Origin of the sequence: Escherichia sp. HH091_1A (assembly GCF_030295175.1) — a bacterium.
GTDB lineage: Bacteria > Pseudomonadota > Gammaproteobacteria > Enterobacterales > Enterobacteriaceae > Escherichia > Escherichia coli_F.
Genome location: NZ_AP025747.1, coordinates 3,154,603 through 3,176,918 on the forward strand (window position 1 = coordinate 3,154,603; position 22,316 = coordinate 3,176,918).

General features: G+C 50.5%; 30 protein-coding genes, 1 tRNA gene and 1 pseudogene. 12 read left to right on the forward strand and 20 right to left on the reverse strand.

Going from position 1 to position 22,316, the window contains the following annotated elements:
- Positions 1-7: 7 nt before the first annotated feature.
- From QUF14_RS15875 to QUF14_RS15890, 4 genes are read right to left on the reverse strand one after another with little or no spacing between them, the layout of a single operon-like run.
- On the reverse strand, positions 8-703 hold the full coding sequence (locus QUF14_RS15875; protein WP_001048088.1) for a peptidase: 696 nt from the start codon (positions 701-703) through the stop codon (positions 8-10).
- 2 nt (positions 704-705) lie between these two features.
- On the reverse strand, positions 706-1,002 hold the full coding sequence (locus QUF14_RS15880; RefSeq protein ID WP_000133159.1) for a Bbp19 family protein: 297 nt from the start codon (positions 1,000-1,002) through the stop codon (positions 706-708).
- Entirely contained in the window at positions 999-2,678 is a 1,680-nt protein-coding gene (locus QUF14_RS15885) for a portal protein (RefSeq protein ID WP_100733749.1), read from the reverse strand. Before QUF14_RS15885 ends, QUF14_RS15880 begins: the two co-directional genes overlap by 4 nt.
- 14 nt (positions 2,679-2,692) lie before the next feature.
- A complete protein-coding gene (locus tag QUF14_RS15890; protein WP_000335899.1) occupies positions 2,693-2,899 on the reverse strand; it encodes a hypothetical protein in 207 nt (68 codons plus the stop codon).
- Positions 2,900-3,326: 427 nt separating this feature from the next.
- On the opposite strand from QUF14_RS15890, the gene QUF14_RS15895 reads away from it, so the two are divergent.
- Positions 3,327-3,403: transfer RNA gene (locus QUF14_RS15895), tRNA-Arg, on the forward strand.
- A 203-nt stretch (positions 3,404-3,606) separates the two neighbouring features.
- A complete protein-coding gene (locus tag QUF14_RS15900; RefSeq protein WP_001280573.1) occupies positions 3,607-3,978 on the forward strand; it encodes a Gp49 family protein in 372 nt (123 codons plus the stop codon).
- A gap of 90 nt (positions 3,979-4,068) precedes the next feature.
- Here the strand turns inward: QUF14_RS15900 and QUF14_RS15905 are convergent, their stop codons facing one another.
- The 13 genes and pseudogenes from QUF14_RS15905 to QUF14_RS15965 all read right to left on the reverse strand — a co-directional run bounded on the left by QUF14_RS15905 (position 4,069) and on the right by QUF14_RS15965 (position 12,049).
- Complete coding sequence (locus tag QUF14_RS15905) at positions 4,069-5,544, reverse strand: hypothetical protein (protein ID WP_000132534.1); 1,476 nt, start codon at positions 5,542-5,544, stop codon at positions 4,069-4,071.
- On the reverse strand, positions 5,541-6,215 hold the full coding sequence (locus QUF14_RS15910) for a terminase small subunit (RefSeq protein ID WP_001090120.1): 675 nt from the start codon (positions 6,213-6,215) through the stop codon (positions 5,541-5,543). The genes QUF14_RS15905 and QUF14_RS15910 overlap by 4 nt, the downstream gene beginning before the upstream one ends.
- A gap of 39 nt (positions 6,216-6,254) precedes the next feature.
- Positions 6,255-6,593 carry a hypothetical protein gene (locus tag QUF14_RS15915; protein ID WP_100733750.1) on the reverse strand — a complete coding sequence of 113 codons (339 nt, stop codon included), beginning with the start codon at positions 6,591-6,593 and terminating at the stop codon, positions 6,255-6,257.
- Positions 6,586-6,708: a hypothetical protein gene (locus QUF14_RS15920; RefSeq protein WP_001030561.1), complete on the reverse strand. Its 123-nt coding sequence runs from the start codon at positions 6,706-6,708 to the stop codon at positions 6,586-6,588. The genes QUF14_RS15915 and QUF14_RS15920 overlap by 8 nt, the downstream gene beginning before the upstream one ends.
- A complete protein-coding gene (locus QUF14_RS15925; protein ID WP_100733751.1) occupies positions 6,708-7,571 on the reverse strand; it encodes a DUF551 domain-containing protein in 864 nt (287 codons plus the stop codon). Before QUF14_RS15925 ends, QUF14_RS15920 begins: the two co-directional genes overlap by 1 nt.
- Before the next feature lie 169 nt (positions 7,572-7,740).
- Positions 7,741-8,043 (reverse strand): annotated as a pseudogene (locus QUF14_RS29075) (ead/Ea22-like family protein); the annotation flags it as partial.
- Entirely contained in the window at positions 8,040-8,684 is a 645-nt protein-coding gene (locus QUF14_RS15935; RefSeq protein WP_000071054.1) for a hypothetical protein, read from the reverse strand. The pseudogene QUF14_RS29075 and the gene QUF14_RS15935, both read right to left, overlap by 4 nt.
- The gene (locus tag QUF14_RS15940) at positions 8,681-9,331 is read right to left on the reverse strand and encodes a hypothetical protein (protein WP_100733752.1); all 651 of its coding nucleotides are present in this window, start codon (positions 9,329-9,331) and stop codon (positions 8,681-8,683) included. Before QUF14_RS15940 ends, QUF14_RS15935 begins: the two co-directional genes overlap by 4 nt.
- A 61-nt stretch (positions 9,332-9,392) precedes the next feature.
- A complete protein-coding gene (locus tag QUF14_RS15945; protein WP_001231255.1) occupies positions 9,393-9,737 on the reverse strand; it encodes a DUF1064 domain-containing protein in 345 nt (114 codons plus the stop codon).
- A 117-nt stretch (positions 9,738-9,854) separates the two neighbouring features.
- Entirely contained in the window at positions 9,855-10,640 is a 786-nt protein-coding gene (locus QUF14_RS15950; protein WP_052934273.1) for a replication protein P, read from the reverse strand.
- On the reverse strand, positions 10,637-11,452 hold the full coding sequence (locus QUF14_RS15955) for a DnaT-like ssDNA-binding domain-containing protein (protein WP_286333065.1): 816 nt from the start codon (positions 11,450-11,452) through the stop codon (positions 10,637-10,639). The genes QUF14_RS15950 and QUF14_RS15955 overlap by 4 nt, the downstream gene beginning before the upstream one ends.
- 15 nt (positions 11,453-11,467) lie before the next feature.
- Positions 11,468-11,668 carry a hypothetical protein gene (locus QUF14_RS15960; RefSeq protein WP_000402893.1) on the reverse strand — a complete coding sequence of 67 codons (201 nt, stop codon included), beginning with the start codon at positions 11,666-11,668 and terminating at the stop codon, positions 11,468-11,470.
- 150 nt (positions 11,669-11,818) lie between these two features.
- Positions 11,819-12,049 carry a hypothetical protein gene (locus tag QUF14_RS15965; RefSeq protein ID WP_001282457.1) on the reverse strand — a complete coding sequence of 77 codons (231 nt, stop codon included), beginning with the start codon at positions 12,047-12,049 and terminating at the stop codon, positions 11,819-11,821.
- Between the two features lie 154 nt (positions 12,050-12,203).
- Between QUF14_RS15965 and QUF14_RS15970 the strand changes: the two genes are divergently transcribed.
- The 10 genes from QUF14_RS15970 (at position 12,204) to QUF14_RS16015 (ending at position 17,662) form a co-directional block, all read left to right on the forward strand.
- Positions 12,204-12,788: a helix-turn-helix domain-containing protein gene (locus tag QUF14_RS15970; protein WP_000836290.1), complete on the forward strand. Its 585-nt coding sequence runs from the start codon at positions 12,204-12,206 to the stop codon at positions 12,786-12,788.
- 153 nt (positions 12,789-12,941) lie between these two features.
- Positions 12,942-13,094, forward strand: a complete 153-nt coding sequence (locus tag QUF14_RS15975) for a hypothetical protein (protein ID WP_001198620.1) — start codon at positions 12,942-12,944, stop codon at positions 13,092-13,094.
- A gap of 2 nt (positions 13,095-13,096) precedes the next feature.
- The gene (locus QUF14_RS15980) at positions 13,097-13,396 is read left to right on the forward strand and encodes a hypothetical protein (protein WP_023352464.1); all 300 of its coding nucleotides are present in this window, start codon (positions 13,097-13,099) and stop codon (positions 13,394-13,396) included.
- Positions 13,393-14,214 (forward strand): PD-(D/E)XK nuclease-like domain-containing protein, encoded by an 822-nt coding sequence (locus QUF14_RS15985; protein WP_023352465.1) that lies wholly within the window; start codon positions 13,393-13,395, stop codon positions 14,212-14,214. Before QUF14_RS15980 ends, QUF14_RS15985 begins: the two co-directional genes overlap by 4 nt.
- Positions 14,211-15,092, forward strand: a complete 882-nt coding sequence (locus QUF14_RS15990) for a RecT family recombinase (protein ID WP_052934174.1) — start codon at positions 14,211-14,213, stop codon at positions 15,090-15,092. The genes QUF14_RS15985 and QUF14_RS15990 overlap by 4 nt, the downstream gene beginning before the upstream one ends.
- Before the next feature lie 49 nt (positions 15,093-15,141).
- Positions 15,142-15,390, forward strand: a complete 249-nt coding sequence (locus tag QUF14_RS15995) for a helix-turn-helix transcriptional regulator (RefSeq protein WP_000675390.1) — start codon at positions 15,142-15,144, stop codon at positions 15,388-15,390.
- 157 nt (positions 15,391-15,547) lie between these two features.
- On the forward strand, positions 15,548-15,799 hold the full coding sequence (locus QUF14_RS16000) for a PerC family transcriptional regulator (protein ID WP_001335975.1): 252 nt from the start codon (positions 15,548-15,550) through the stop codon (positions 15,797-15,799).
- The gene (locus tag QUF14_RS16005) at positions 15,792-16,442 is read left to right on the forward strand and encodes an MT-A70 family methyltransferase (protein ID WP_000163459.1); all 651 of its coding nucleotides are present in this window, start codon (positions 15,792-15,794) and stop codon (positions 16,440-16,442) included. Before QUF14_RS16000 ends, QUF14_RS16005 begins: the two co-directional genes overlap by 8 nt.
- Positions 16,439-16,687, forward strand: coding sequence for a hypothetical protein (locus QUF14_RS16010; RefSeq protein WP_000809680.1), 249 nt, complete (start codon positions 16,439-16,441; stop codon positions 16,685-16,687). The genes QUF14_RS16005 and QUF14_RS16010 overlap by 4 nt, the downstream gene beginning before the upstream one ends.
- Positions 16,688-17,011: 324 nt before the next feature.
- Complete coding sequence (locus QUF14_RS16015; RefSeq protein WP_089579944.1) at positions 17,012-17,662, forward strand: antA/AntB antirepressor family protein; 651 nt, start codon at positions 17,012-17,014, stop codon at positions 17,660-17,662.
- A gap of 32 nt (positions 17,663-17,694) precedes the next feature.
- On the opposite strand, the gene QUF14_RS16020 is transcribed toward QUF14_RS16015, so the two are convergent.
- The 3 genes from QUF14_RS16020 to guaB form a co-directional block, all read right to left on the reverse strand.
- Positions 17,695-18,945 carry a tyrosine-type recombinase/integrase gene (locus tag QUF14_RS16020; protein WP_176257241.1) on the reverse strand — a complete coding sequence of 417 codons (1,251 nt, stop codon included), beginning with the start codon at positions 18,943-18,945 and terminating at the stop codon, positions 17,695-17,697.
- Between the two features lie 192 nt (positions 18,946-19,137).
- Positions 19,138-20,715, reverse strand: a complete 1,578-nt coding sequence (gene guaA / locus QUF14_RS16025) for a glutamine-hydrolyzing GMP synthase (protein ID WP_000138270.1) — start codon at positions 20,713-20,715, stop codon at positions 19,138-19,140.
- Between the two features lie 68 nt (positions 20,716-20,783).
- Positions 20,784-22,250, reverse strand: coding sequence for an IMP dehydrogenase (guaB, locus tag QUF14_RS16030; protein WP_001299507.1), 1,467 nt, complete (start codon positions 22,248-22,250; stop codon positions 20,784-20,786).
- Positions 22,251-22,316: the final 66 nt, after the last annotated feature.

The following is a 22,316-nucleotide window of genomic DNA, read 5'->3' on the forward strand; positions in this document are numbered from 1 at the left end:
TCCTCTCTTATTTGCCATAGAGCACTTCGGCCGCACTACGCTGGCCTTCATTACCACCGGTGACCATGCCATCTTCAGACATCGCCTTTCCGATTTTCACGAACGTTTTGACCAGATCAGGGTGATTACCCAGCCCGGTGGTGTTCAGATATTCTTTGAGTTCAGGTGTCCCGAACTGGTCAAGCGCACGCTGTGCGGCGCTAAGGTTAGAAATCAACTTGTCGCCACCGATTTCTTTGTCAGCTTTTACATCCTCAGCCCACTGCTCGGTTGTTTTCTGCCAGGCTTCTGCCTGGCGCTGCTGAACACCTGCCAGAATCTTCGGATAAGCATCAACCAGCTTTTGCGCTTGCTCGTTGGTCAGGTTAAGTTCTCGCGCCACCGGCTCGAATTCCTTCAACGCTTCTGTATCCAGCTCTACGCCTTCGGCAGCCTGAAACTCGTACTTCTCAGGCGCACCCTCTGGTTTATCGCCGTCCTTTTTTTCATCCTGCTTATCGTTTTCAGGCTTTTTGTCATCAGCAGGTTTATCGCCATCAGCAACAGGTTGTGGCTTATCACCTTCCTGTTGTGATGGATCACCAACTGGAGCAGGGTTATCACCTGCAGGCGCTGACGGTTCTGACGCAGCCGGAGCTGCTCCACCATCGACTGGTTGCTCATTGCAAAGACGGCTATACAGCAAACGCTCAAATAAATTCATGATCACTCCTGTTCACTGGCCTCTTTGGCCATCTTCAAATACTGTTCAGGGCAATGCGCCATAACGCGCTGAAACAGTTCCAGCGCCAGATTGCGTTGCCCCTCATTAAATGCCATTGCCATAGCGTCCATCGGTGAGATAGCGGAAAACACACGGCCTTTCTCCAGCACCGACCAGACAACGCGACGCCCATGTTCACTGCTCATGACAAAGCGAATGTCATCAATTTCACGCTGTGCCATGTCACGTTGCTTACGGGCGTTTTCTTCTTTCAGTTGATCGTCTTCGTAATCTGTCATTGTGATTGCCCACCCTGACCACTAACTGCATTCGCCATAGCTGACAAAACACTCGGATCCGAAGTTTTAGCTTCGCTTAGCGTCTTGGCACCCTGTGCCGCCGCCATCCCCATCGCCATCATTTGTTGCTGCTGTTGCTGCTGTGCCCGTTGCTGGCGAGCCTGCTCAACCTGTTCCTGCGGAACAATGACGGTTGGAGACACTCCGGACATATCAGCGAATGCATCGATCGCCTGATCAACGTTGAGTTTGTCGAGAGCTTCTGGTTTCGCTTGCGCAAGTTGACCAATGAAGTTAACCGTGGACGCCAGACTGGACAGGCCGATAGACTTCTGCGCCTGAGCCATGACGGAAATGTATTCGACCTTCAGGGGCATGCCTTCCATCGCGTCAGGCGGTGGCGGCAGCATGTTTTTACGCACCATCATCGAGAAAGCGCGGTCAATGAGAGGATTAAGACATTCGTCGTTCAGACGCTCCAGAACCGGCCCCAACATCAGAAGCTTTTCTTCTTTCATTTCGATCACCGCTTCAACAGGCATTGAGCGGGTATTGATGTTCTGCAACATCATGAACAGATCGACGAAGTAGGCGCTGTTAATGATTTGACGAGTGTCCTGAATGTCTGCCACCAAATCTGCTGTACTGGGGTTAACCAGATAAGCAGGCCTGAAGCCATCCTGACCAGTAATCTGATCGATATACGTGATGTCGCCAGGAAGAAGGGAGGCACGCTGATTCTTGAGGGAAGTCGGAGCAACCATCGGCGGATTGGTGGCTTTATCAATCAACTGCGACTTGCGCTTCTGGAGAAGCTGCAATGCCTTAACAGGTCCAAGCGCCAGCATACCCGGGCATGATGATCCATAAACATCTTCGCCATTAACTTCCCAGCGCGGAGCCATAATTGGAAACTCATCGAATCCGGACTCACGCAACAACTTGTCGTTATCGCCACCAACCTCGTAATAAACCGATTTGAATGGCTTGTTCTTGCTATCCAGCTTCGATGTATCGCGGTCAATGTTCGGGTAAACCGAATGCATCACTTCGATCCACTTCTCGTAGGTGCCGCTTTCCCACATGCTTTTTACGGATTCGCTGACGTTATTTAGCCCGAACTCCTGAACAAGATGACGAACAGTCATAGAGAACTTGCGAAAACAGGTGTCAACACTGCCACGAGGTGAGTTAGCCAGGTAGTAACTGCCTATCGGGAATGGCATTGTGCGAATGATGTCCTCGTCATCCTCCAGCACTGCCATTGCACCAGTGCTGTATGTGCCGAGGCTTCCGTATAACTGCGGCAGCGACTGATAGAGATTCGACTTATTGAACATATCGTTCATGCGGTTCTGCACCGCCTCAAGCCACAACTTAACAGGGCCATAATCCATCATTTCAGGATCTGGCGTAGCCAGGCGAAACCACGGACGCGCGGGGCTTGTGATGCCTGACATCATGCCGCTGGCGAGAGTGCGCGCCGCCATAGTCCCGGTCGAATCAATAATACGTGTATTGCGTCGATCGTTACGGTTGACCTCAGAAGTCAGAAAGCGGGAACCACGCGGGTTGATGTAATCACTCAACTCGCGCCAGTGCGGCTCGAACGACTGACGCTCGCTTTCAAGTTGTGCGAACTGTTTGTTCAATCGCTCTTTAGTTGTTTCCGCCATTTCAATGACTCCGGTTACTGACCAAGCAGCGTTTTACCGCTGGTATTAGCGGTTGATGTGTCGCCCTGAGAACCGGTAAGCAGCGTAGAACTACGACCAGCAGCAGCGCGACGGCGACGTGTTTCTTCGTCGCGGGCATCAACAACGGCGGCATCCTGCTCCTGTGGTGCTGCCTGAACTTCTGGTGTTGCAGGCACTGATGGTGAGCTACCCATGCACATATCAATGACTCCGTACGCAATTAAATTATTACCAATTTAACCACATATGATTTATTTATCGTAGACAGTTGACATCTAACGCACGAATTATTACCTTTCAGGTAAGCAAAGAGTGCATTCCTGTTATTAACCTGACTGGCTTGTCGTTAAATTGAACAGGTGGAGTGAGATTTTATTTTGAGCAGTACGGCGTATGGCACATGCGCCGATAGCGGTCTGGATACGTTTAAGGGGCACCCTCCCTTGCTCGGGCAAACGAACCAGGTAGCCGGAATGTGCAAGTCGAGCGGTTTTATTCCGCGCACGGGGATTCACCATCCCGGCGATTCGGTGTGACGCCTCGGAAGAGACGAGGGTGCAACGATGAGAGCATTTATGGAGCCGCGACAAAGTGTGGCGCCTTAACAGGCTAAGTGCTCTCAGCGTTGTGGCATTAGCTCAGTTGGACAGAGCAACCGCCTTCTAAGCGGTTGGTCGCAGGTTCGAATCCTGCATGCCACGCCAGAATCACGCCTAAGGACCGTGATGCCAGAAGTTCCAGGGGCTTGGCGGTGATGGTTTCCCTTGAAGGACTATCACCGCCCTTTTTACAGCAGGACGCCATTGCGATGACTTCATGCTGTAAACCAGTACAGCCACGGAAGGCATAACTCATTGCTTCCAGTTCGCCCGGTTCGCCGGGCATTTTTTTAAGGTGAGATTAGACTATGAGTGACAAAGACATTGAATCTGAAATTCAGGCTAAAGGTTTAGCCGCGCCGCGCGTTACGCCAGACCATATCGAGAGCATTATTGCTCAGGAGGCATATTTCACAGCAGAAGATGGTGTCTTTGGCGTAGCCATAAAAGCGAAACATACTGGCGGAGAGGTAAACTACCAGCCGCACGAATCACTTTCTCTGCTGACGTTCTGCGTTCTGGTGCTGCGCAACGGCTTCACCGTCACCGGAGAGAGCGCCTGTGCAAGCCCGGAAAACTTTGATGCGGAAATTGGTCGGAAGATTGCCCGGCAGAATGCTGTAAACAAAATCTGGATGCTTGAAGGTTACTTGCTGAAGCAGAAGTTAAGCGAGCAATAACACCGTGACATGTCACAAACAGCCAGCCGATGAGCTGGCTTTGTTTTATCCTCACCAGAGGATATCTCCGTCATTATCCCCGCTAACGGATTAAGCATAGGGATCGTAATCTGTAATGGCCTTGCCTTGCTGGTTCTGCTGCCCGGGAATTCGCAGACGCTTAGACACAGGGAACGCAAACGTCAGCAGTAGCGCATCGCCTTTACCCGGCGAACGCCCAAGCCGCTCCTTGATATCTTCCTTCGGTTCGATAACGATTTTACCGTCCACTCGAACTTTGTACTCTGCCGCCGACAGGTCGTCCGCTGTTTCCTGGTCATCCAGCATGCCGCCCAGCCTCAGCCATGTCTTGCATGAGTTGAACATCTCCCCACGCTTGTTGAGCATCTGCGGGTCAGTAGACGCGCCACCGAACGGAACAAGTTGCCATGTGCGCCCCCAACCGTCACCGATTGACTTCAGCCCGGTACCGTAACCGAAGTCGATGAACACCGCGTCAGCCTGATACTGGTCTTCAAAGTCAGCGATACGCTTTGCCATAATCAGATCGTCAGTGGTCTTGTTGCCGGTCCACAGCACCTTACTGTGCAGCCCCTGCCGCAGGTATATCACCGCGTCATCAACACCGGAGTATGCAGGGTCAACGCCGATTATCACCGGAGCATGTGCCACCTGCGCAGCAGTTACCACCCGTTTCATTGCCTCGTCAGTAAGACCGGTAGGGATAAACTGCAATTCAGATGCATCAGGGAATATGCCGCGCACACGGATTTTAACGAAGTCGCTGTCTTCCCCGTAGTCATCAACCCATTTCTGCAACTGCTGTTTGTTAGTGCCTTCCACCGTCCGGCTGTCAATCTGCGCAGTTTTCCAGCGGTGTTTATATTTGCGGAAACATTCACGGAATCGCCCGGTATTACGCGTCGGGTTTCCGAACGCCACCCAGATAATCTCAGTGTCTTCGTCCGTTAGCGCACCTTCGGCAACTTCCCACACCAGATCCGCAATGTTCGACGCTTCATCGAATACCACGATGATGCGTTTGCGCTCGTTGTGTAGTCCGGCGAATGCCTCAGTGTTGTGCTCAGACCAAGGGATTGCGTCAGCTCGCCACCGCTTGTCGTGCCCAGGATCATTGCTGTACATCGCGGTAGCGGTACAGGTAAACCAGTCTTTCGTGATAGCAAGGTTCGACCACTTGATAATTTCCGGCCAGGTCTTCGTTCGTAGCTGGTTGTCGGTGTTGGCGGTCACCACGACCTTACAATCCTCGCAAGTGGACATGCCCCAGTTGATCAGCATTGAGATGAATGCGGATTTACCAATACCGTGACCAGAAGCGCGTGCCAGCATAAGCGGCTGATAGCGCGTCTCTGGATTCTGCAGGTGATCACGTATCTCTCGGAACGCATCAGCCTGCCACTGACGTGGGCCGGTGGCATGTGCCAGTTCAGTCCCCTCTTCCCCCCACGGGAACGCATAGAGGGCATAGCCAAGCGGATCGTGAGTGAACCCTGCAATATCCTCGATCAACTGCTCTTCAGGAGATAACGCTGTATCTGTCACTGATTACCATCCTGACGTTCTTTGAGTCGCTTCCTGGCTGCCGCTATGCGATCAGCAATTGTCACATTCACATTAACATCCAGGCGTTCTTTGAACGCGTTGACGTCGACGTGCTTACCAATCAGTTCGAGGTTCTTCACCTTGTCAGGCCATTTAATTTTTTTGAGGATTGTCTCTATCGAATCCTCGTTCATGTTCATGATGGTCGATGACAGATCAAAGCCACTAAGCGTAGTGCGCCAGATTTTCGGCCACTCGCGGATTGGCTTAAGGCTCCCATCGTCGTTGAGGATGTCGATCACGTCCATCTGGTCGATCTCCACCAGGCGCATGAGAACGTAATCAGCACTGACGCGCATTCGTTTGTTGCGCTCCTCCATCAACTCGGCAATCCGTTTTTGAATGCGTTCATCGCGCATCATGACACTGGCTTTAACTGCCGCTGTATTTGGGGAGAATCCTGCGTTAATCGCTGCCTGAGTCTGGTTTTCAGGCGTTTTGATGTATGACTGGCAATAAGCCTCCTGCATTGCTGTTAGTGGCTTAAATTGCGTTGATTTGCGTTTATAGGTTTTAGGTTCAGCAGGCATCATAACCACCGTGGTAATAGTTACCGTTGTGGTAATAGTACCATGCAAAATAAAGCCGCCATAGTTGGCGGCAGTATTCAAAACCATCAAATTCATCATGCATAATCTACTCGTGACATGTCACACTATTAATTTCGTTTCATGCCAGCCTTTAGTCACCCAGCATTGTGAGTCACCATTACACGGACATGAATTAACTGGAACTCTCTCGCCGCACTTACCGCAACGTTTTCTAATGATCGATTTTATACGCCCGCGCACGCGTGCATCATCCTGGCGGATCAGCAGCGCGATGTACTCGGCCATTTCATAGGGATCGCGACCAGGGCGCCGGGCGGCGCAGTTCCGCGCCAGCATTTCCTGCTCCTGCTTATCCAGCACCAGTTCAATTTTGCGCTCACCGGCGGCGGACTGCCGAGCGCGCTGCGCGGCTTTGCGTTCTGCGGGGGATTTAGCCACGAATCGCACTCCACGCCAGATTGATTAATGACTCCCAGGCAATATAAACCCGGATACCAGCAGCCAGGCCGAAACCAATCACCATGGCATAAAGCAGAGCGTTGCACTTGTTCATTACTTCACCTCCTGCGGCGGTTCTGGTAGCGGCATCCAGAACAAGGCGTTCCCTAACCACGATAAAGTGCCGTCGCTCAACTCCACGTATTCCCCTTGTACCTGTCCTGCCATATACTCGCCGTGCTTTGAATAAATTAAAATCCAATCATCTTGAGGGGGCATTCGCTCACTACAGCTTATCCAACCATCCGGAGTTACCGGAGAGTTGCCTGCCAGTCTACGCAAAACAGCCTTAACAGCCTCAATACGGTCATCATCGTAACTTTCCGCCGTATCTATGCGGTCGAGCATGATGATTGCGTTATCAATATCAGGATTGCCGGTCCACTCATTACCGCGATTGGATTCGGCAGCCTGGTTGCCGCGTACTGGTTGATTGTCGGCTTTACCCAGTCTGTCGTCGCTGCATGAATGCCCTTCCAGCCAGGCCAATGCTTGTCGCATGAAATACGCAATATGTTTGCCGTGGTAATCGTCTTCATCGATGTGAAAAGCGATACTACGAATGTATTCAATTGCGTTTTCAATGGCCTCTAACGCTATCGGCGCTGGCGGAGTGGTATATAGTTTTCGACATTTGTATATCCAACCGGCATGGTCAGGCGTGTCTGTAAAACGCAAATCGTCTTCGTAGCACTCACGACTACGTTCTTTCCATTCCGTCCACGGAACACCGCTATTCCAGGTGGGGCGAGTGCAGGACTGATACAGAACAGGCTCTGCTTCCAGCGATGCCAGCGCCAACTTGAACGCCTGAAGCTCAATGGCACTGTTGGTATCCAGTCCAAACGGTAATTCATCACGATTGGCTTCGTATTCAGCGATAGTTTGCTTCAGCCATTCTTTGGTTAGTTCAGCCATATCCCTAATTCCCCTTGATGCTGACTTTGACGCCAACCTTGCGAATCTCATCGGCGCATCTGTTCACGATACTCCGGTGAAACTCACAAAAAATTTTCGCCGACTGCGGCCCTAATGGGTGAACATCGTGCGCACGCGGCAGTACAACCTCCCGCGCCTCCATGTCAGCAATCCGCTTCTCTGCGGCTTCCAGCTCAACACGCAGTTTCCCTACCGTTAGCGCAATATCCTCGTTCTCCTGGTCGCGGCGTTTGATGTATTGCTGGTTTCTTTCCCGTTCATCCAGCAGCGCCAGCACGGTTTCTGGTCCGGTCAGAAATTTGAAGGCGTTGAGCGCATCAATATCCACACCGTAATCTTTAAGCTCCTGTTCACTTAACAAATCATCATCAACTGGCAACATTAACAGGCGTTCCATTGCTGGAGTTGCACGTTCTGCCGCCTCACGCAGTGCCTGATAGTCAATTGTCATTCTCGCCATCCTTCACAGTTGTAATCACTACAGCCTTCAAAATCATATGGGCTGTACTGCCAGGTGATTTTTCCGCAATGCGGACAATTCCAACGCACCTTCCCGCTTCGCGACTTCTTTCTTCTGTTCTGCTCTTTCAACCAGTCAGGCATGACCAAACCTGCGCCCTGAACCATTGTTCTGCGGTTAAAGTTATTGATATTGAACGTCCGGCGCTTTGCTGCATCGGCGATGGAAAATGGCAACCAAACTATTCCTGGTTCGTTTTTGTTGGCGACGCTAAAGATGGTCGCTTTACTGAAGTCATCTGTTGGCAATCCACCGTGTTGAAGCCAGTAAACATCGTTGCCGTTCCAGCTACCTTTTTTGTAGGCTACATACGCAGTGCAATCTGACTCAATCAGGCTTTCTGTAGGGATGTACTGGCAATCAACGTGCCACACAGCCATTGCATCCACACTATCGGCACAAACAGGCTGATCGATATCTCGCCCACAATTCCAGGCTTTTAGGGCTTCTTCCAGCGTGTAAACATGAGCGCGATCGATATCAGAACTGTAACCATTGCCGTTATGGCAATGGAATGAGGCGTTATTACCCACAGTTTCACGCAAACACATCATGTAAAAACGGTTGCTCACTGGTTGCCTCCTTTGCGAATCTGTTCCGCCCATTCTTCAAGGGATTTCTCCGCATATTCACCGGACAGGCCATCAATCGGGTGCGGTTCATTAGCCAACTCTTCTTTCGCTGACAGAATCATGCGCGTAACGTCGAAAACTTCACGCAAAGACTTATTGATAAATCCGTGATTGAACGCAGCAGCAAGACGGATGGCGGCATAGTTAATCCCCTCGTTGCGTGCTTCCGCACGTACTTCAGCAAGGAAAGCGTCGGTGGCTGGGGTATTTTCCATTAGTTTTTTTGACGTTGACCAAAGCGCGGAAAGCCACTCTTTATCAAACCATTTATCCTTATGGTGAAACATTTCATCAACTGTCTGGTGGCAGCGGGATACCTCAAAAAGGCACCGCGCATTCTCCGCCGCCAGCGCTGAAAACTTCTCGTGTGCCAACTTAACAGCCGCATCAGCCTGCTTAATTGACTCAATCGCTCTCTGGTGGTCTTCGGCCAGCGCATTAGCACGCACCAGTTGCACTTCCAGTTGCGTTGCCAAATCGCTGAGCAGCTTTGCCACACTACGCATATCAACGGCACCACATTCAGCTTTCAGTTCCGAAGCCATCTCATGCCCGGCGGCAACTAACCCTTTGATATTACTTTCCATCTTTACCCTCGCTTATCCACATAACTTATTGATTACATTGATAACTAAAAAGATCGTCGATTCAGAACTTTTCGATGTTCCAGCCACCACCTGCTTTCTTTGGTTTAACCGTTACCCCGATGATTCGGAACGGATACTGATCTGCGGCGACTTTGGTTTTCACCCTGGCGTCGTCGGTCCAGAAACCTTTCACTTCGTGCAGTTCCATCTCGCCGGTGGCGAGCATCACAGCAAAATCGGGCGTATAGAACGTGTTGTCAGCTAACCGCAACTTGATACCCTCAAATCGATACCAGACGATTTCTCCTGCACGTTTACGCAGCTCAAGGTGCTGGCAATACGCAGATTCTGTTTTGTTCATCTGGCCTGTTTTGAGTCGACCAAGAGCCTGTATCTGTTTTCTCATGATTTACCCCTTAGGTAATTAAAAACCACATAAGACATGAAATCAATAGAAATTAGAACATTTTATTACCTACAAGGTAATCATATAGGCGTAAAAAAATGCGCTATCGCGCTGGTATTACTTGATAAATCCTGCCGCCTTTCCCCGCCTGTATTCCTCCATCAGCCACTGCGCCGGTGTTATTCCCCCAAGGGTGGCGGCGTTAGGCATGCACCCGAAACTTCGCCCTGGTGGATGGTAAACGTCTCTCCCTGTGTCCGGAGGTGTACTCATGGGCTCTGGCTTTGCCTGTATGCTGATCACCGGATCGGGTATCTGCTGTCCGGAAGCCACCTTTTTCGCCCAATCATCGAGCAGCCTGCGCGCGTGTTTCTCAACCTCAATCTCGCTAAGCTGGCGCTGATACATTGCACGGCGGGTATCACATACGACCCAGTACATAACCGGATGTCGCCACGGGAATCTTTCGGGACCACCAGGATATAAACTTTTTTCCTTGCTGTACCGATGAAACTCCGCCATCACATCGTCAATGGTGACGCCAAGAACCATCTTGCTGTCTTTACACCACTTGATGAATTGCCCTGGCGACGGCCAGAACGGAGATTCACTGGCGCGGGCGTGGCGCATACCAGCAGAAACCTGTTCACGGGTTCGGATCCCACTTTCAGCAAACGCAGCAATCCACTGCTGTTTTGCAGCGACTTCCTGCTCTGGCGTCTTCAGGTTGGTTACCACTGCCGCCGGAAACAGTTGTTTCAGCTGTTTAAAAAGGGCATCAACAAGCCTCTCTGCTGACATGTTCACCACATTGTCATTGTTGACGTACTGATGCTCATAACCTGACATGCGAGAAAGGGCTTCTCCGTCACGGTTTTGTATCGCGGTAAAAACGTTGTTCACAAGAAATCCTCCCATGCTTCAGGGCTGTTCCAGTGCGGAACGTTGTTATCAGGTAATGTTGATTGCTTCTGTCTGCTAATCTGCAGCCGCCTTGCCAGCTTCTGCTCCCACTGTGCCTGATGGTATGCCTTACCCTCAGCCATCCAGTAAATTCTGAACTCTGCAAGTTCCTGTGCCGTTGGCAGACTGTCCAGGTAGATCCCCTGCAATGAGCTTTTCCGAAGAAAGTCATCTGATGGCTGCCATTGTTCACGCATGACAAATTTGCCTAATTGCCCTGGCCCACCAGGAGGAACAAAGTTATTCATCACGGCGTTGTTTGCTCCGGGGTCATGAGGCACAGAATCCCCGCTTTTTGTCCTGCTCTCCCTCTCTTGGTTAAATGACTGGTTATATGACTGGTTCTGGATCCCGTTTTTGGGATCATTCAACATCCCGTTTTTGGGATCATTCAACATCCCGTTTTTGGGTATATTCCCGTTTTCGGTAACATTACCGTTTTCGGGTTCATTACCCCCTTCCCGGTTGCCTTTAATGTTCCCGTTTTTGGTTATATTAAGAGAGAAAACCCGCACTCTTTTCGTCGCTCCCTTTCTCTCTCCGGTATCTGAAATAAGCCCCATTTTCATGAGCGATATAAGCCCGGCCTGCACGGTTTTTTTATTCAGGCAAGTGTCTTTAACGAGGCGTTCTATGCTGGGGTAGCAGAGGTTATATTCATCGGCTCTGTCAGCCATCGAGAGCAGTATGAGCTTTAATGATGAGCTACCTGGATCTGTCTCCCAGGCCCAATCTGTTGCATGTCTGCTCATGATTAATCTCCGCTATCAGCTTGAGTGTTGTGGGGAGGAATTAATCATGATCTGCTTAATCTCTGCCCTGATGCGACGGTTTGATTCCATGGTGCACTCAACACAGTGTCCGTTGTAAACCCAGCGTTCACTGTCATGTCCGTGCTTACATGGTTTTCCGGTGTAGTAGCGTTTAAGTCCGCGCTTTGCGGCATCAATACGTGTAATGATTTCCATGGTAAGCCCTGTTATTAGTATTGGGATTACGGTTATTTTGTGCTGACACAAAAAAAAGATCAACCATATTTGGTTTTTTATTACCTTTGAGGTACGAATAGATATGAAAAGACCGCCGGATGGCGGTCTACAGAGGGTTGTGGCTGGATATCATGAGTAGAAGAAGTATGCCAGTTCTGCTTTTGAGCGCAGCCATTGTCTTGATTTACAGGCTTTAAAAAGCCCATCCATCAATACCTTACCTGGCATTTTGCGCTTACCTGTTAAGTGAGTCTGGATATAGTGACTCGTCGTTCCGGCTTCCTGTGCGAAGGCTTCACGCTCATCCGGAGTAAGTGCAAGCCAGTGCTTTTTGAAATCGAAATGTCCGTTATCGCTCATAGCTATTGCCTGATATTTATTTCAGATAATAAATATTCACCTATAAGGTAACAAAAATCAAGGATAGTTACCCATGAGGTGCATTTACCTGTTGGGTAATATTGCTTTAAATTGAATCATCTTCTGATTCAGATATGAGGCGATTTTCCAGAAAATGAAAAGTATCCAGGACGTCCGCAGGCAAAATCTCAACGACTTGATCGACCGTGAATTCAATGGTGTTCAGACGCGGATGGCTGAAAAACTTGGAACTCAGGCAAATCTGGTAAACCGCTGGGCTCTTGGCAAGAAGGTTATCGGCGACCAGGTTGCGCGAAAAATTGAAGCTGCCGCCAATAAACCCCGTAACTGGCTTGATATCGATCGCTCGCTTTCTCAGGAAGGTTTTCAGCCTGTCGGACCAAGCGACATTGGTCAACTGGCGGCTCACAACCTGGAACGCTGGATGAGCGAAAGCCGCGACCTTTCAACGCAGGGAAAACTTCACCGCGCATCCGGCGTCGCCCAGGTGACAATCAGCCGCCTGTTAAACAATGAGGTCAGCGTTTCCATTTCCACCCTGGAGAATGTTGCATCCGCATTCGGGCGTCACGGCTATGAATTACTGATTCACCCGCACGACCCTGCGACTATCAACTATGACCGCTCGCGCTACGCTTTGTTACCCGAAACCGAGAAAGCAAAGATCGAAAGTTACATTGAATTTGTCATCAACCAGAACGAAAAAAACAAACAATAAAATCATATTTTTCAGTAAGTAAGCCGCCTTCTGGCGGCTTTTTTATTGCCTGTTAGATTACCTAACAGGTAATTTTTTTAACTCATATCTATTGACATCAAACCAGATACGCATAATTATTACCTCAACGGTAACAAACCGAGGTAACAAGTTATGCAGTGGAAAATCATCAACGGTTGGTACTGCGTTACTGCATGCGGATTCATGAGCTGGAAGTTCCGCACCTTACAGGAAGGCATTAAGTGGGCTTTCGTCAGCAAAGAAGCTCGCGATGTGGCCAACGATAACGAGATATGGGAGGGCTGATAATGAACGTTAATCAGCAGAAAAATCTTCAAAAAATCATGCAGGCATTCGACAAGGACTACCGACTGTCAGAACAGCTATATGACCGACAAGTAGAACTGATTGAGAGTATCCGGCTTCATCAACTGTCCTCAACTTTCGACGTTGTAACAGGCAAAGGCGTTCGTCAGGAAGTACTGGAGGCTGCTAAAGACAGCCCTGAGTTCGAAGAACTGATGGATGCCTATCGGCGAGAGGCAATGGCAATTATCGCCCGCTGGGATCTGGCTGATCAGCTTGATGGACAGAGGGACGCGGCATGAAACCGGGAATTTATTTCGACATCAGCAACGAAGACTACCACGCCGGTGACGGCGTGAGTAAGTCGCAACTGGACATGGTTGCCAAGAATCCGGCGCTTCTTAAATGGATTCAGGCAGCACCAGAAGACGAAGAGAAAAAGTCTGCACTGGATATGGGAACCGCATTGCACTGTCTGCTTCTGGAGCCTGGAGAGTTCGACAAACGCTTCATTGTTTCACCGAAATTCGATCGTCGGACGAAACAAGGTAAAGCTGACGAAGAGGCATTTCTTCGTGATGTGGCGGATATGGGTATTTCGGTACTTGATGAAGAGCAGTGGCGGAAACTGGAGCTGATGCGTGATAGCGCAATGGCTCACCCGGCGGCACGCTGGATGTTGGAAGCACCTGGTTACTGCGAAGCGTCAATGTACTGGAACGATGAAGAGACGGGTGAGTTGTGCCGAATTCGTCCAGACAAATGGCTGAACGAGCACAACGTGATCATCGACGTGAAAAAGGTTGCAGATATGGACCGTTTTGCACGTCACATCGAGGAATTCCGCTACCACGTGCAGGACGCAATGTACCGCGAAGGCGCAATGAGGGTTACTGGTCAGCCGCATGGTTTTTTCTTTCTTGCCGTGAGCGAAAGCATTGATTGTGGTCGGTATCCGGTACGCGTGTTCGAGCTGGATGCGCCGGATGTCGATGCCGGGCACGCTCTGTTCCGCCGGGATCTGAATACCTATCACGAATGCCGCATCAACGATGAGTGGGGCGGAGTGGAAATTATTAAACGCCCTGACTGGGCACGTAAACAGGATATGTACGTATGAGCAATGATATCGCAATCACATCACAACCAGGCGCAACTGTAGGCACTGCTGCGGCAATCTTCAGCCCCGAGGGCATGAATCAACTGGTGCGTTTCGCTGAGTTGATGTCACAAAGCAAAGCGACTGTACCGAAACATCTTGAAGGCAAACCTGCCGATTGCCTGGCGGTGACCATGCAGGCGGCACAGTGGGGAATGAACCCTTTCGCCGTGGCGCAGAAAACGCATGTGGTAAACGGAACGTTAGGCTACGAAGCACAGTTGGTAAACGCGGTCGTATCCTCTTCCAGCCTGCTGGCGACACGCCTGAATTATCGCTGGAGCGGTGACTGGTCGAATGTTAACGGCAAAACAGATAAATCACCGAATCTGACGGTAACTGTGTCAGCAGTTCTTAAAGGAGAAGCAGAACCACGTGAGCTTACCATCAGTATGGCGCAAGCCGGAGTGCGTAACTCTCCATTGTGGGAACAGGATCCGCGCCAGCAGCTTGCCTATCTTTGCACGAAACGATGGGCTCGCCTGCACGCTCCTGATGTACTTCTCGGTGTTTACACCCCTGACGAATTACAGGAAACGGCACCGCGCGTTGAACGAGACATTACTCCGCAAACAACTACTGCTGCGGGAATGAACAGTCTGATCAACGCTAAACCAATGAAAAAGCCTGATGAGCAAACGCGTAAAGCGGATAGCCGTGATCCAGAAGAAATGCTGATGGCCTTTACCAGCGCAGCGATGAATTACAGCACTGTCTCCGAACTGGATAAGGCTTACAAATACATTGCACAAAAACTTTCAGATGATGACGAACTGCTGGCAAAAGCAACCGACGTTTACAGCGTTCGTCGGGAAGAATTAAACGAAACATCTATGTAACCACCACCGCGGCGCCACGTGCGCCGCACTGCAACCAAGAGAGGTATTCATGAAAGGTGCATTAGGTAAGAAAGAACTCCTGGCGGTGGTGCCACTGTCATGGAGCACTATCGACCGTATGGAGCGCGCAGGGGAATTTCCTAAACGCTGGTATATCACCGATAAACGCTGCGCATGGAACCGTGATGAAGTTGAGCGTTGGCTTGATGAACGTCAGGCAGCAAGCCCGGCAGAGTTCCAGGGTAAAAAGCCTCCTGTTCAGCAACGTGTATATCGTCCCGTGAGCAACGCTGCATGAGTGCGCTGCTAAGGCACTGGAGCAAATGGTCAGGATGGTACTTATTCCTGGCCTCTGTTTCAGCATGGCTTTATCTGCTGGCATTAATTTTCAGAGAGGGTTGGATTAAGTGAGAAAGTTAAGCCGACTTGAAAAATATCACATGAATAAGGTTTCAATGCGCAGTCCGTCAAAGATTGTCGCCGTTACTCCTGCGGCGATAGAGATCGAAAAACGCGCGATTGAAAGAGAGAAAAAAGGGCAATTCCGCATTGCCGCTCACCTTTGGCTTCAGTGTATGGATGTTGCTTCTGGTGATGTTGAACGTGCAAGGATCGCGGTTCGCAGGGACCAATGTATCACAAAAGGTAACGGCCTTCGCCGTGGCGACTATAGCGGCATAGGATGTTGTGGGGTGGTTTATGACTAAGAAATACACACTAATCTATGCAGATCCACCCTGGGTATACCGGGACAAAGCCGCAGATGGTAATCGCGGTGCCGGTTTTAAATATCCGGTTATGAGTGTGCTGGATATCTGCCGCCTTCCTGTGTGGGATTTGGCCGATGAAAACTGTCTGTTGGCCATGTGGTGGGTGCCAACACAACCACTCGAAGCACTAAAAGTTGTTGAAGCCTGGGGATTCCGTCTGATGACGATGAAGGGCTTCACGTGGATAAAATGTGGTAGTCGACAACCAGATAAACTGGTTATGGGTATGGGACACATGACTCGCGCCAATAGTGAAGATTGCCTGTTTGCGGTAAAGGGAAAACTACCTACGCGCATTAATGCAGGGATCGTTCAGTCATTTACCGCACCGCGGCTTGAGCATTCAAGAAAGCCAGATATCGTTCGTGAAAAACTTGTGCAATTATTAGGCGATGTTTCTCGCATTGAACTGTTCGCCCGCCAGACGTCTCATGGCTTCGATGTTTGGGGTAATCAGTGCGAAGACCCGGCAGTGCAACTACATCCTGGATACGCGTTGGATATTGGCGGATTAACAAATGCATTCAGCAATGCTCCGCTGTCACCAACAGACAACCAGGGGCGGGAGCGTGCAGCATGAAGCAGATTATGGTTGCACACAACGGCGTCAGGTTTGAAGTCGTCATGGTTTTGACTAAGTACCGCAATGATGAGGTATTGCAGAGAAAAGAAACTGTAACTTACCGTTATAAACACCGAAGTTCAGCTGTTAGAAGATTACGGAAGATTACGGAAGAGCTAAAAAATGATCCTCATCGTGTTATTGAGGTAAAAGGCAACCCATATAAAATCACAACTTCAGTGGAGCTAAGACATATGCAATAAAATCACGCCTGACGAATCGCGATTATCTCGCTATTGGTATTGCAGAGATTGCTGGACTCAGTGGCGCATGATTTGACAATGCCGCCAGAGCTATCGCATACTGACCGCACTAGAACTTCAAAGCGGTCACCCGCACCCGATAGCTTTGCGGCTTTTTTATGCCTGCAATTTGGCATAGTCACATCCGTACAAAGGTCGGGTGGAGAGGCGTAATACAATACCCAAAAGGGGAATATGCCCGGAGCGTCTTTGAAGGCTCTAGTTGACACCCGATCACCAGCTACTAACTGGTGATTGCTAACTAAAACTTCAAAGGAGGTCATCATGACCAGTCAACTCATCCCCGTATTCAACGGCACTATATCCAACGAAACCGCTCTTCTCGTTAATGCCCGTGATTTACACACTTTCCTCGATGTGGGTAAGCGATTTGCTTCGTGGATTGTCGAACGAATTGCTGAATATGGTTTCGTTGAAAATCAAGACTTTATGATTATTTCCCAAGTTCGGGAAAAAATAGGCAGAGGCCGTCCTGCAAAAGACTACCACCTAACCCTCGATACAGCCAAAGAGCTGGCGATGGTCGAGCGTAACGAAAAAGGTCGTCAGGTACGACGCTACTTCATTGAATGCGAGAAACGTTTAAGACAACAAGAAACAAAAGTGGAGAAGGTCTTGTCAGGCTTCATGCCCGCCATTATGGAGGCGATCAAGCTGGAAGACAAAAAAGAATACAGCGCCCCGCTGAAGCCCGGCTACCGCAGCCTGATTCATTCTCCGTCTGGTGTTCTCGGTCTGACGGAGAACTCACTGCTGATGAATCTGCTGAACCAGTTGCAGGACGACGGGCACGACGTATCGGGCGCGGCGGCGGAGCTGACCACCATGTTCTGCTACATCGTCGGTGTGAGCAAATGCCTGCGTGATATCCAGACTCACGCGGAGTACATCAACGACAAAGCAGGATTCTTCTGACGGGCGGCGGCACAGGGATGTGCCGGGCAAAATTATTCCCCCGCCATCCACTTCTCAAACTTCGACGGGGAGAACGGAATCAGATCCGTATGCTCCCCGTTAATCCAGGAATCAATCATATCGGCCCACTGCTGCAACATGTAGGCGCGCTGTCTGGCGTATTCCGCTTTGTTATATACGGCGCGCACACCTTTCTGCTCATGTGCCAGAGCCTTTTCAATCCAGTCTGAAGGATAACCAGCCTCATGCAACAACGTACTGGCTGTACGGCGCATATCGTGTACGGTGAAGCCCTGAATATGCTCACCATCTTCATTTATTATTTTCACCGTTCTGTCGATCAGAGAGTTCAGCGCGGCATTAGATAATGGCTTCCGGAAATTGTAACGACCAGGAACCAGATATTCACTTCCACCAGCGCACATCTGCAACCCGACCAATATATCCTGAGCCTGTTTAGGCAGGTAAATAACGTGCGCCCGGCTTCCCTTCATGCGGTCTGAAGGAATTGTCCATGTCCATTTTTTAAAATCTATTTCATCCCACGTTGCGTTGGTGAATTCGCCTTTACGAACCATAGTGATAAGCACCAGCTTTAAAGCCATTTTCATAGTGCCCATAGCACCAATGGCATCCAGCGTGCGGAAGAACAGGCCAATTTCTTCTGGTGTCAGTGTTCGCTCTCTTGGTTTAAATATGGCGATAGACGAAGGTTTAATGTCAGCCGCAGGATTAAACAAACCATGACCACGGTCATTGGCGTGACGGTATACGCTGCTGATGATCTCCCTTGCCTGTACTGCTGTTGCCCGACCACCGCGTTCGACAATCCGGTCACACAAATCACGAACCATCGATGTGGTAATTTCAGTCATCATTTTGTTGCCAAGAACTGGAAGTATGTCACGGTCGATCACCGCCTGCTTCATTGCGCGGGTACTGTCAGCCAGGATGACGTGTTTCATATAACTGTCGGTATGTACCGTAAACGTCTCGGCACCACGAATCTTTTTGATACCGTCACGTTTAGCCGCAGCCGGTGACTGGCCTGCTTTAAGCAGCTTCTTTGCAGCAATCAGTTCTTCTCGCGCTTCTGCCAGGCTGATACCGTCACGCCCATACTGCCCGATTACCAGTGTTTCGCGGCGACCGTTGATACGGTAGTCATAGCGAAACGAGACCGTGCCTGACGTAAGCACAGCTACATACAGCCCGTCACGATCGGAGACCTTGTACAGTTTGTCCTGCGGCTTGAGGTTTTTTAATTTTGTATCGGTAAGCACAATTCACCCGTATAGAAACCATTTTCATGACGGTATGAGAGTATACCTTTAAGGTAATACCGTCACCTGTACCGCAGAAAAATATGGTGTAGAGTGAATAGAAATGAATACATAAAAACAAAAACCCTCTGTAAAAACAGAGGGTTAAATTAGTATCTGAATAGGAATGAGTTGCTATGAGTTAGCTGTTAATCATTCCCACTCAATAGTCGCCGGCGGCTTGCCGCTGATGTCATACACCACGCGGGAAATACCGTTCACTTCATTGATAATGCGGTTGGAAACGCGACCGAGGAAATCGTACGGCAGATGCGCCCAGTGTGCGGTCATAAAGTCGATGGTTTCGACAGCACGCAGAGAGACAACCCAGTCATACTTACGACCATCGCCCATTACGCCAACGGAACGTACTGGCAGGAAGACGGTGAACGCCTGGCTGACTTTGTCGTACAGGTCCGCTTTACGCAGTTCTTCAATGAAGATGGCATCAGCACGGCGCAGCAGGTCGCAGTACTCTTTCTTCACTTCGCCCAGCACACGAACGCCAAGCCCTGGTCCCGGGAACGGGTGACGGTACAGCATGTCGTACGGCAGGCCCAGCTCCAGACCAATTTTACGCACTTCGTCTTTGAACAGCTCTTTCAGCGGTTCAACCAGGCCCATCTTCATCTCTTTCGGTAGGCCGCCCACGTTGTGGTGAGATTTGATGACGTGAGCTTTACCGGTTGCAGACGCGGCAGATTCGATAACATCAGGGTAGATAGTACCCTGCGCCAGCCACTTCACATCTTCCAGTTTCAGCGCTTCTTCATCGAATACTTCAACGAAAACGCGACCGATGATTTTACGTTTTGCTTCCGGATCGTTTTCACCAGCCAGCGCTGACAAGAAGCGATCTTCTGCCGGAACGTGAACAATGTTCAGACCAAAGTGATCGCCAAACATATCCAGAACCTGCTCTGCTTCGTTAAGACGCAGCAGGCCGTTGTCGACGAATACGCAAGTCAGGTTTTTGCCGATTGCGCGGTGCAGCAGCATTGCGGTTACGGAGGAATCCACGCCACCAGAGAGGCCGAGGATCACTTTATCGTCGCCTACCTGCTCACGGATACGGGCTACTGCATCGTCGATAATTTTCGCTGGCGTCCACAGGGCTTCACACTGGCAGATATCACGCACAAAACGCTCCAGCATGCGCATCCCCTGGCGGGTGTGAGTCACTTCCGGATGGAACTGTACGCCATAGAAGCGTTTTTCTTCATTTGCCATGATGGCGAACGGGCAGCTTTCGGTGCTGGCTACGGTGATGAAGTCGGACGGGATAGCGGTAACTTTATCGCCGTGGCTCATCCAGACATCGAGCAGAGGTTTACCGTCTGCTGTCAGAGCATCTTCGATACCGCGAACCAGTGCGCTGTCGTTTACGACTTCAACCTGCGCATAGCCAAATTCACGTTCGTTAGAGGCTTCAACATGACCACCCAACTGCATTGCCATGGTCTGCATACCATAGCAAACGCCGAATACCGGTACGCCTGCTTCAAAGACATACTGCGGCGCACGCGGGCTGTTTTCTTCGGTGGTGCTTTCCGGGCCGCCGGAAAGAATAATGCCGCTTGGATTGAAGTCACGAATTTGTGCTTCTGTCACATCCCACGCCCACAGTTCGCAGTAAACACCCAGTTCACGCACGCGGCGCGCAACCAGTTGGGTGTACTGAGAACCGAAGTCCAGAATGAGGATGCGATGCTTATGAATGTTTTCCGTCATTGACGCTTATTCCGAGGCAAGTGAAACAGATAATATAAATCGCCCGACATGAAGTCGGGCGAAGAGAATCAGGAGCCCAGACGGTAGTTCGGGGACTCTTTAGTAATGGTCACGTCGTGAACGTGGCTTTCCTGAATGCCCGCACCGCTGATACGTACAAACTCCGCTTTAGTACGCAGTTCGTCGATAGTACCACAGCCGGTCAGGCCCATACAGGAGCGCAGGCCGCCCATCTGCTGGTGAATGATCTCTTTCAGGCGACCTTTATAGGCTACGCGACCTTCGATACCTTCCGGCACCAGTTTGTCGGCAGCGTTGTCGCTCTGGAAGTAACGGTCAGAAGAACCTTTGGACATCGCGCCCAGAGAGCCCATCCCACGGTAAGACTTGTAAGAACGGCCCTGGTAGAGCTCGATTTCACCTGGAGATTCTTCAGTACCCGCCAGCATGGAACCTACCATCACCGCGCTTGCACCAGCAGCGATAGCTTTGGCGATATCGCCAGAGAAACGAATACCACCGTCAGCGATAACCGGAATCCCGGTGCCTTCCAGGGCTTCTACTGCGTCAGCAACGGCAGTGATCTGCGGAACACCGACGCCAGTAACAATGCGGGTAGTACAAATAGAACCAGGGCCGATACCCACTTTAACGGCACTGCAACCGGCTTCTGCCAGCGCGCGGGCACCTGCAGCTGTTGCCACGTTGCCGCCGATGATTTGCAGGTCAGGATATTTAGCGCGAGTTTCACGGATACGCTGCAGAACGCCTTCAGAGTGACCGTGAGAGGAGTCAATCAGCAGAACGTCAACGCCTGCGGCAACCAGCGCATCAACACGCTCTTCGTTACCCGCACCTGCACCAACCGCTGCACCTACACGCAGACGGCCTTGTTCGTCTTTACAGGCGTTCGGTTTACGCTCCGCTTTCTGGAAGTCCTTCACAGTGATCATGCCGATCAGGTGGAATTCATCATCAACCACCAGCGCTTTTTCAACGCGTTTTTCGTGCATTTTTGCCAGCACAACTTCACGGGCTTCGCCTTCACGCACGGTTACCAGACGCTCTTTCGGCGTCATGTAAACGCTGACCGGCTGGTTCAGGTCGGTAACAAAACGCACGTCACGACCGGTGATGATGCCGACCAGTTCGTTTTCTTCGGTCACAACCGGATAGCCTGCAAAACCGTTACGCTCGGTCAGCTCTTTCACTTCGCGCAGCGTCGTGGTTGGCAGTACGGTCTGCGGATCGGTTACCACGCCAGATTCGTGTTTTTTCACACGGCGAACTTCTTCAGCCTGGCGCTCGATAGACATGTTTTTGTGGATAAAGCCTATACCGCCTTCCTGAGCCAGGGCGATAGCCAGGCGCGCTTCCGTTACGGTATCCATTGCTGCGGAGAGCATAGGGATATTCAGACGAATAGTTTTCGTCAGCTGGGTGCTGAGGTCAGCGGTATTCGGCAGAACGGTAGAATGTGCAGGAACGAGGAGAACGTCGTCAAACGTCAGAGCTTCTTTAGCGATACGTAGCATGGGCAATATCTCGACCAGAGTGGTTAATAAATATTGCCGCGGCATTATACAGAGCGTAACCGATTG

Bases quoted from the DNA above. Each gene is read 5' to 3' on its own strand.
- QUF14_RS15940 (WP_100733752.1), bottom strand. From the start codon at position 9,331: ATGGAAAGTAATATCAAAGGGTTAGTTGCCGCCGGGCATGAGATGGCT.
- QUF14_RS15960 (WP_000402893.1), bottom strand. From the start codon at position 11,668: ATGGAAATCATTACACGTATTGATGCCGCAAAGCGCGGACTTAAACGC.
- QUF14_RS15970 (WP_000836290.1), top strand. From the start codon at position 12,204: ATGAAAAGTATCCAGGACGTCCGCAGGCAAAATCTCAACGACTTGATC.
- guaB (WP_001299507.1), bottom strand. From the start codon at position 22,250: ATGCTACGTATCGCTAAAGAAGCTCTGACGTTTGACGACGTTCTCCTC.
- QUF14_RS15900 (WP_001280573.1), top strand. From the start codon at position 3,607: ATGAGTGACAAAGACATTGAATCTGAAATTCAGGCTAAAGGTTTAGCC.
- QUF14_RS16005 (WP_000163459.1), top strand. From the start codon at position 15,792: ATGACTAAGAAATACACACTAATCTATGCAGATCCACCCTGGGTATAC.
- QUF14_RS15885 (WP_100733749.1), bottom strand. From the start codon at position 2,678: ATGGCGGAAACAACTAAAGAGCGATTGAACAAACAGTTCGCACAACTT.
- QUF14_RS15890 (WP_000335899.1), bottom strand. From the start codon at position 2,899: ATGTGCATGGGTAGCTCACCATCAGTGCCTGCAACACCAGAAGTTCAG.
- QUF14_RS15995 (WP_000675390.1), top strand. From the start codon at position 15,142: ATGAAAGGTGCATTAGGTAAGAAAGAACTCCTGGCGGTGGTGCCACTG.
- QUF14_RS16000 (WP_001335975.1), top strand. From the start codon at position 15,548: ATGCGCAGTCCGTCAAAGATTGTCGCCGTTACTCCTGCGGCGATAGAG.
- QUF14_RS15875 (WP_001048088.1), bottom strand. From the start codon at position 703: ATGAATTTATTTGAGCGTTTGCTGTATAGCCGTCTTTGCAATGAGCAA.
- QUF14_RS15955 (WP_286333065.1), bottom strand. From the start codon at position 11,452: ATGAGCAGACATGCAACAGATTGGGCCTGGGAGACAGATCCAGGTAGC.
- QUF14_RS15925 (WP_100733751.1), bottom strand. From the start codon at position 7,571: ATGGCTGAACTAACCAAAGAATGGCTGAAGCAAACTATCGCTGAATAC.
- QUF14_RS15965 (WP_001282457.1), bottom strand. From the start codon at position 12,049: ATGAGCGATAACGGACATTTCGATTTCAAAAAGCACTGGCTTGCACTT.
- QUF14_RS15990 (WP_052934174.1), top strand. From the start codon at position 14,211: ATGAGCAATGATATCGCAATCACATCACAACCAGGCGCAACTGTAGGC.
- guaA (WP_000138270.1), bottom strand. From the start codon at position 20,715: ATGACGGAAAACATTCATAAGCATCGCATCCTCATTCTGGACTTCGGT.
- QUF14_RS15975 (WP_001198620.1), top strand. From the start codon at position 12,942: ATGCAGTGGAAAATCATCAACGGTTGGTACTGCGTTACTGCATGCGGA.
- QUF14_RS15880 (WP_000133159.1), bottom strand. From the start codon at position 1,002: ATGACAGATTACGAAGACGATCAACTGAAAGAAGAAAACGCCCGTAAG.
- QUF14_RS15980 (WP_023352464.1), top strand. From the start codon at position 13,097: ATGAACGTTAATCAGCAGAAAAATCTTCAAAAAATCATGCAGGCATTC.
- QUF14_RS15945 (WP_001231255.1), bottom strand. From the start codon at position 9,737: ATGAGAAAACAGATACAGGCTCTTGGTCGACTCAAAACAGGCCAGATG.
- QUF14_RS16015 (WP_089579944.1), top strand. From the start codon at position 17,012: ATGACCAGTCAACTCATCCCCGTATTCAACGGCACTATATCCAACGAA.
- QUF14_RS15985 (WP_023352465.1), top strand. From the start codon at position 13,393: ATGAAACCGGGAATTTATTTCGACATCAGCAACGAAGACTACCACGCC.
- QUF14_RS16010 (WP_000809680.1), top strand. From the start codon at position 16,439: ATGAAGCAGATTATGGTTGCACACAACGGCGTCAGGTTTGAAGTCGTC.
- QUF14_RS15920 (WP_001030561.1), bottom strand. From the start codon at position 6,708: ATGAACAAGTGCAACGCTCTGCTTTATGCCATGGTGATTGGTTTCGGC.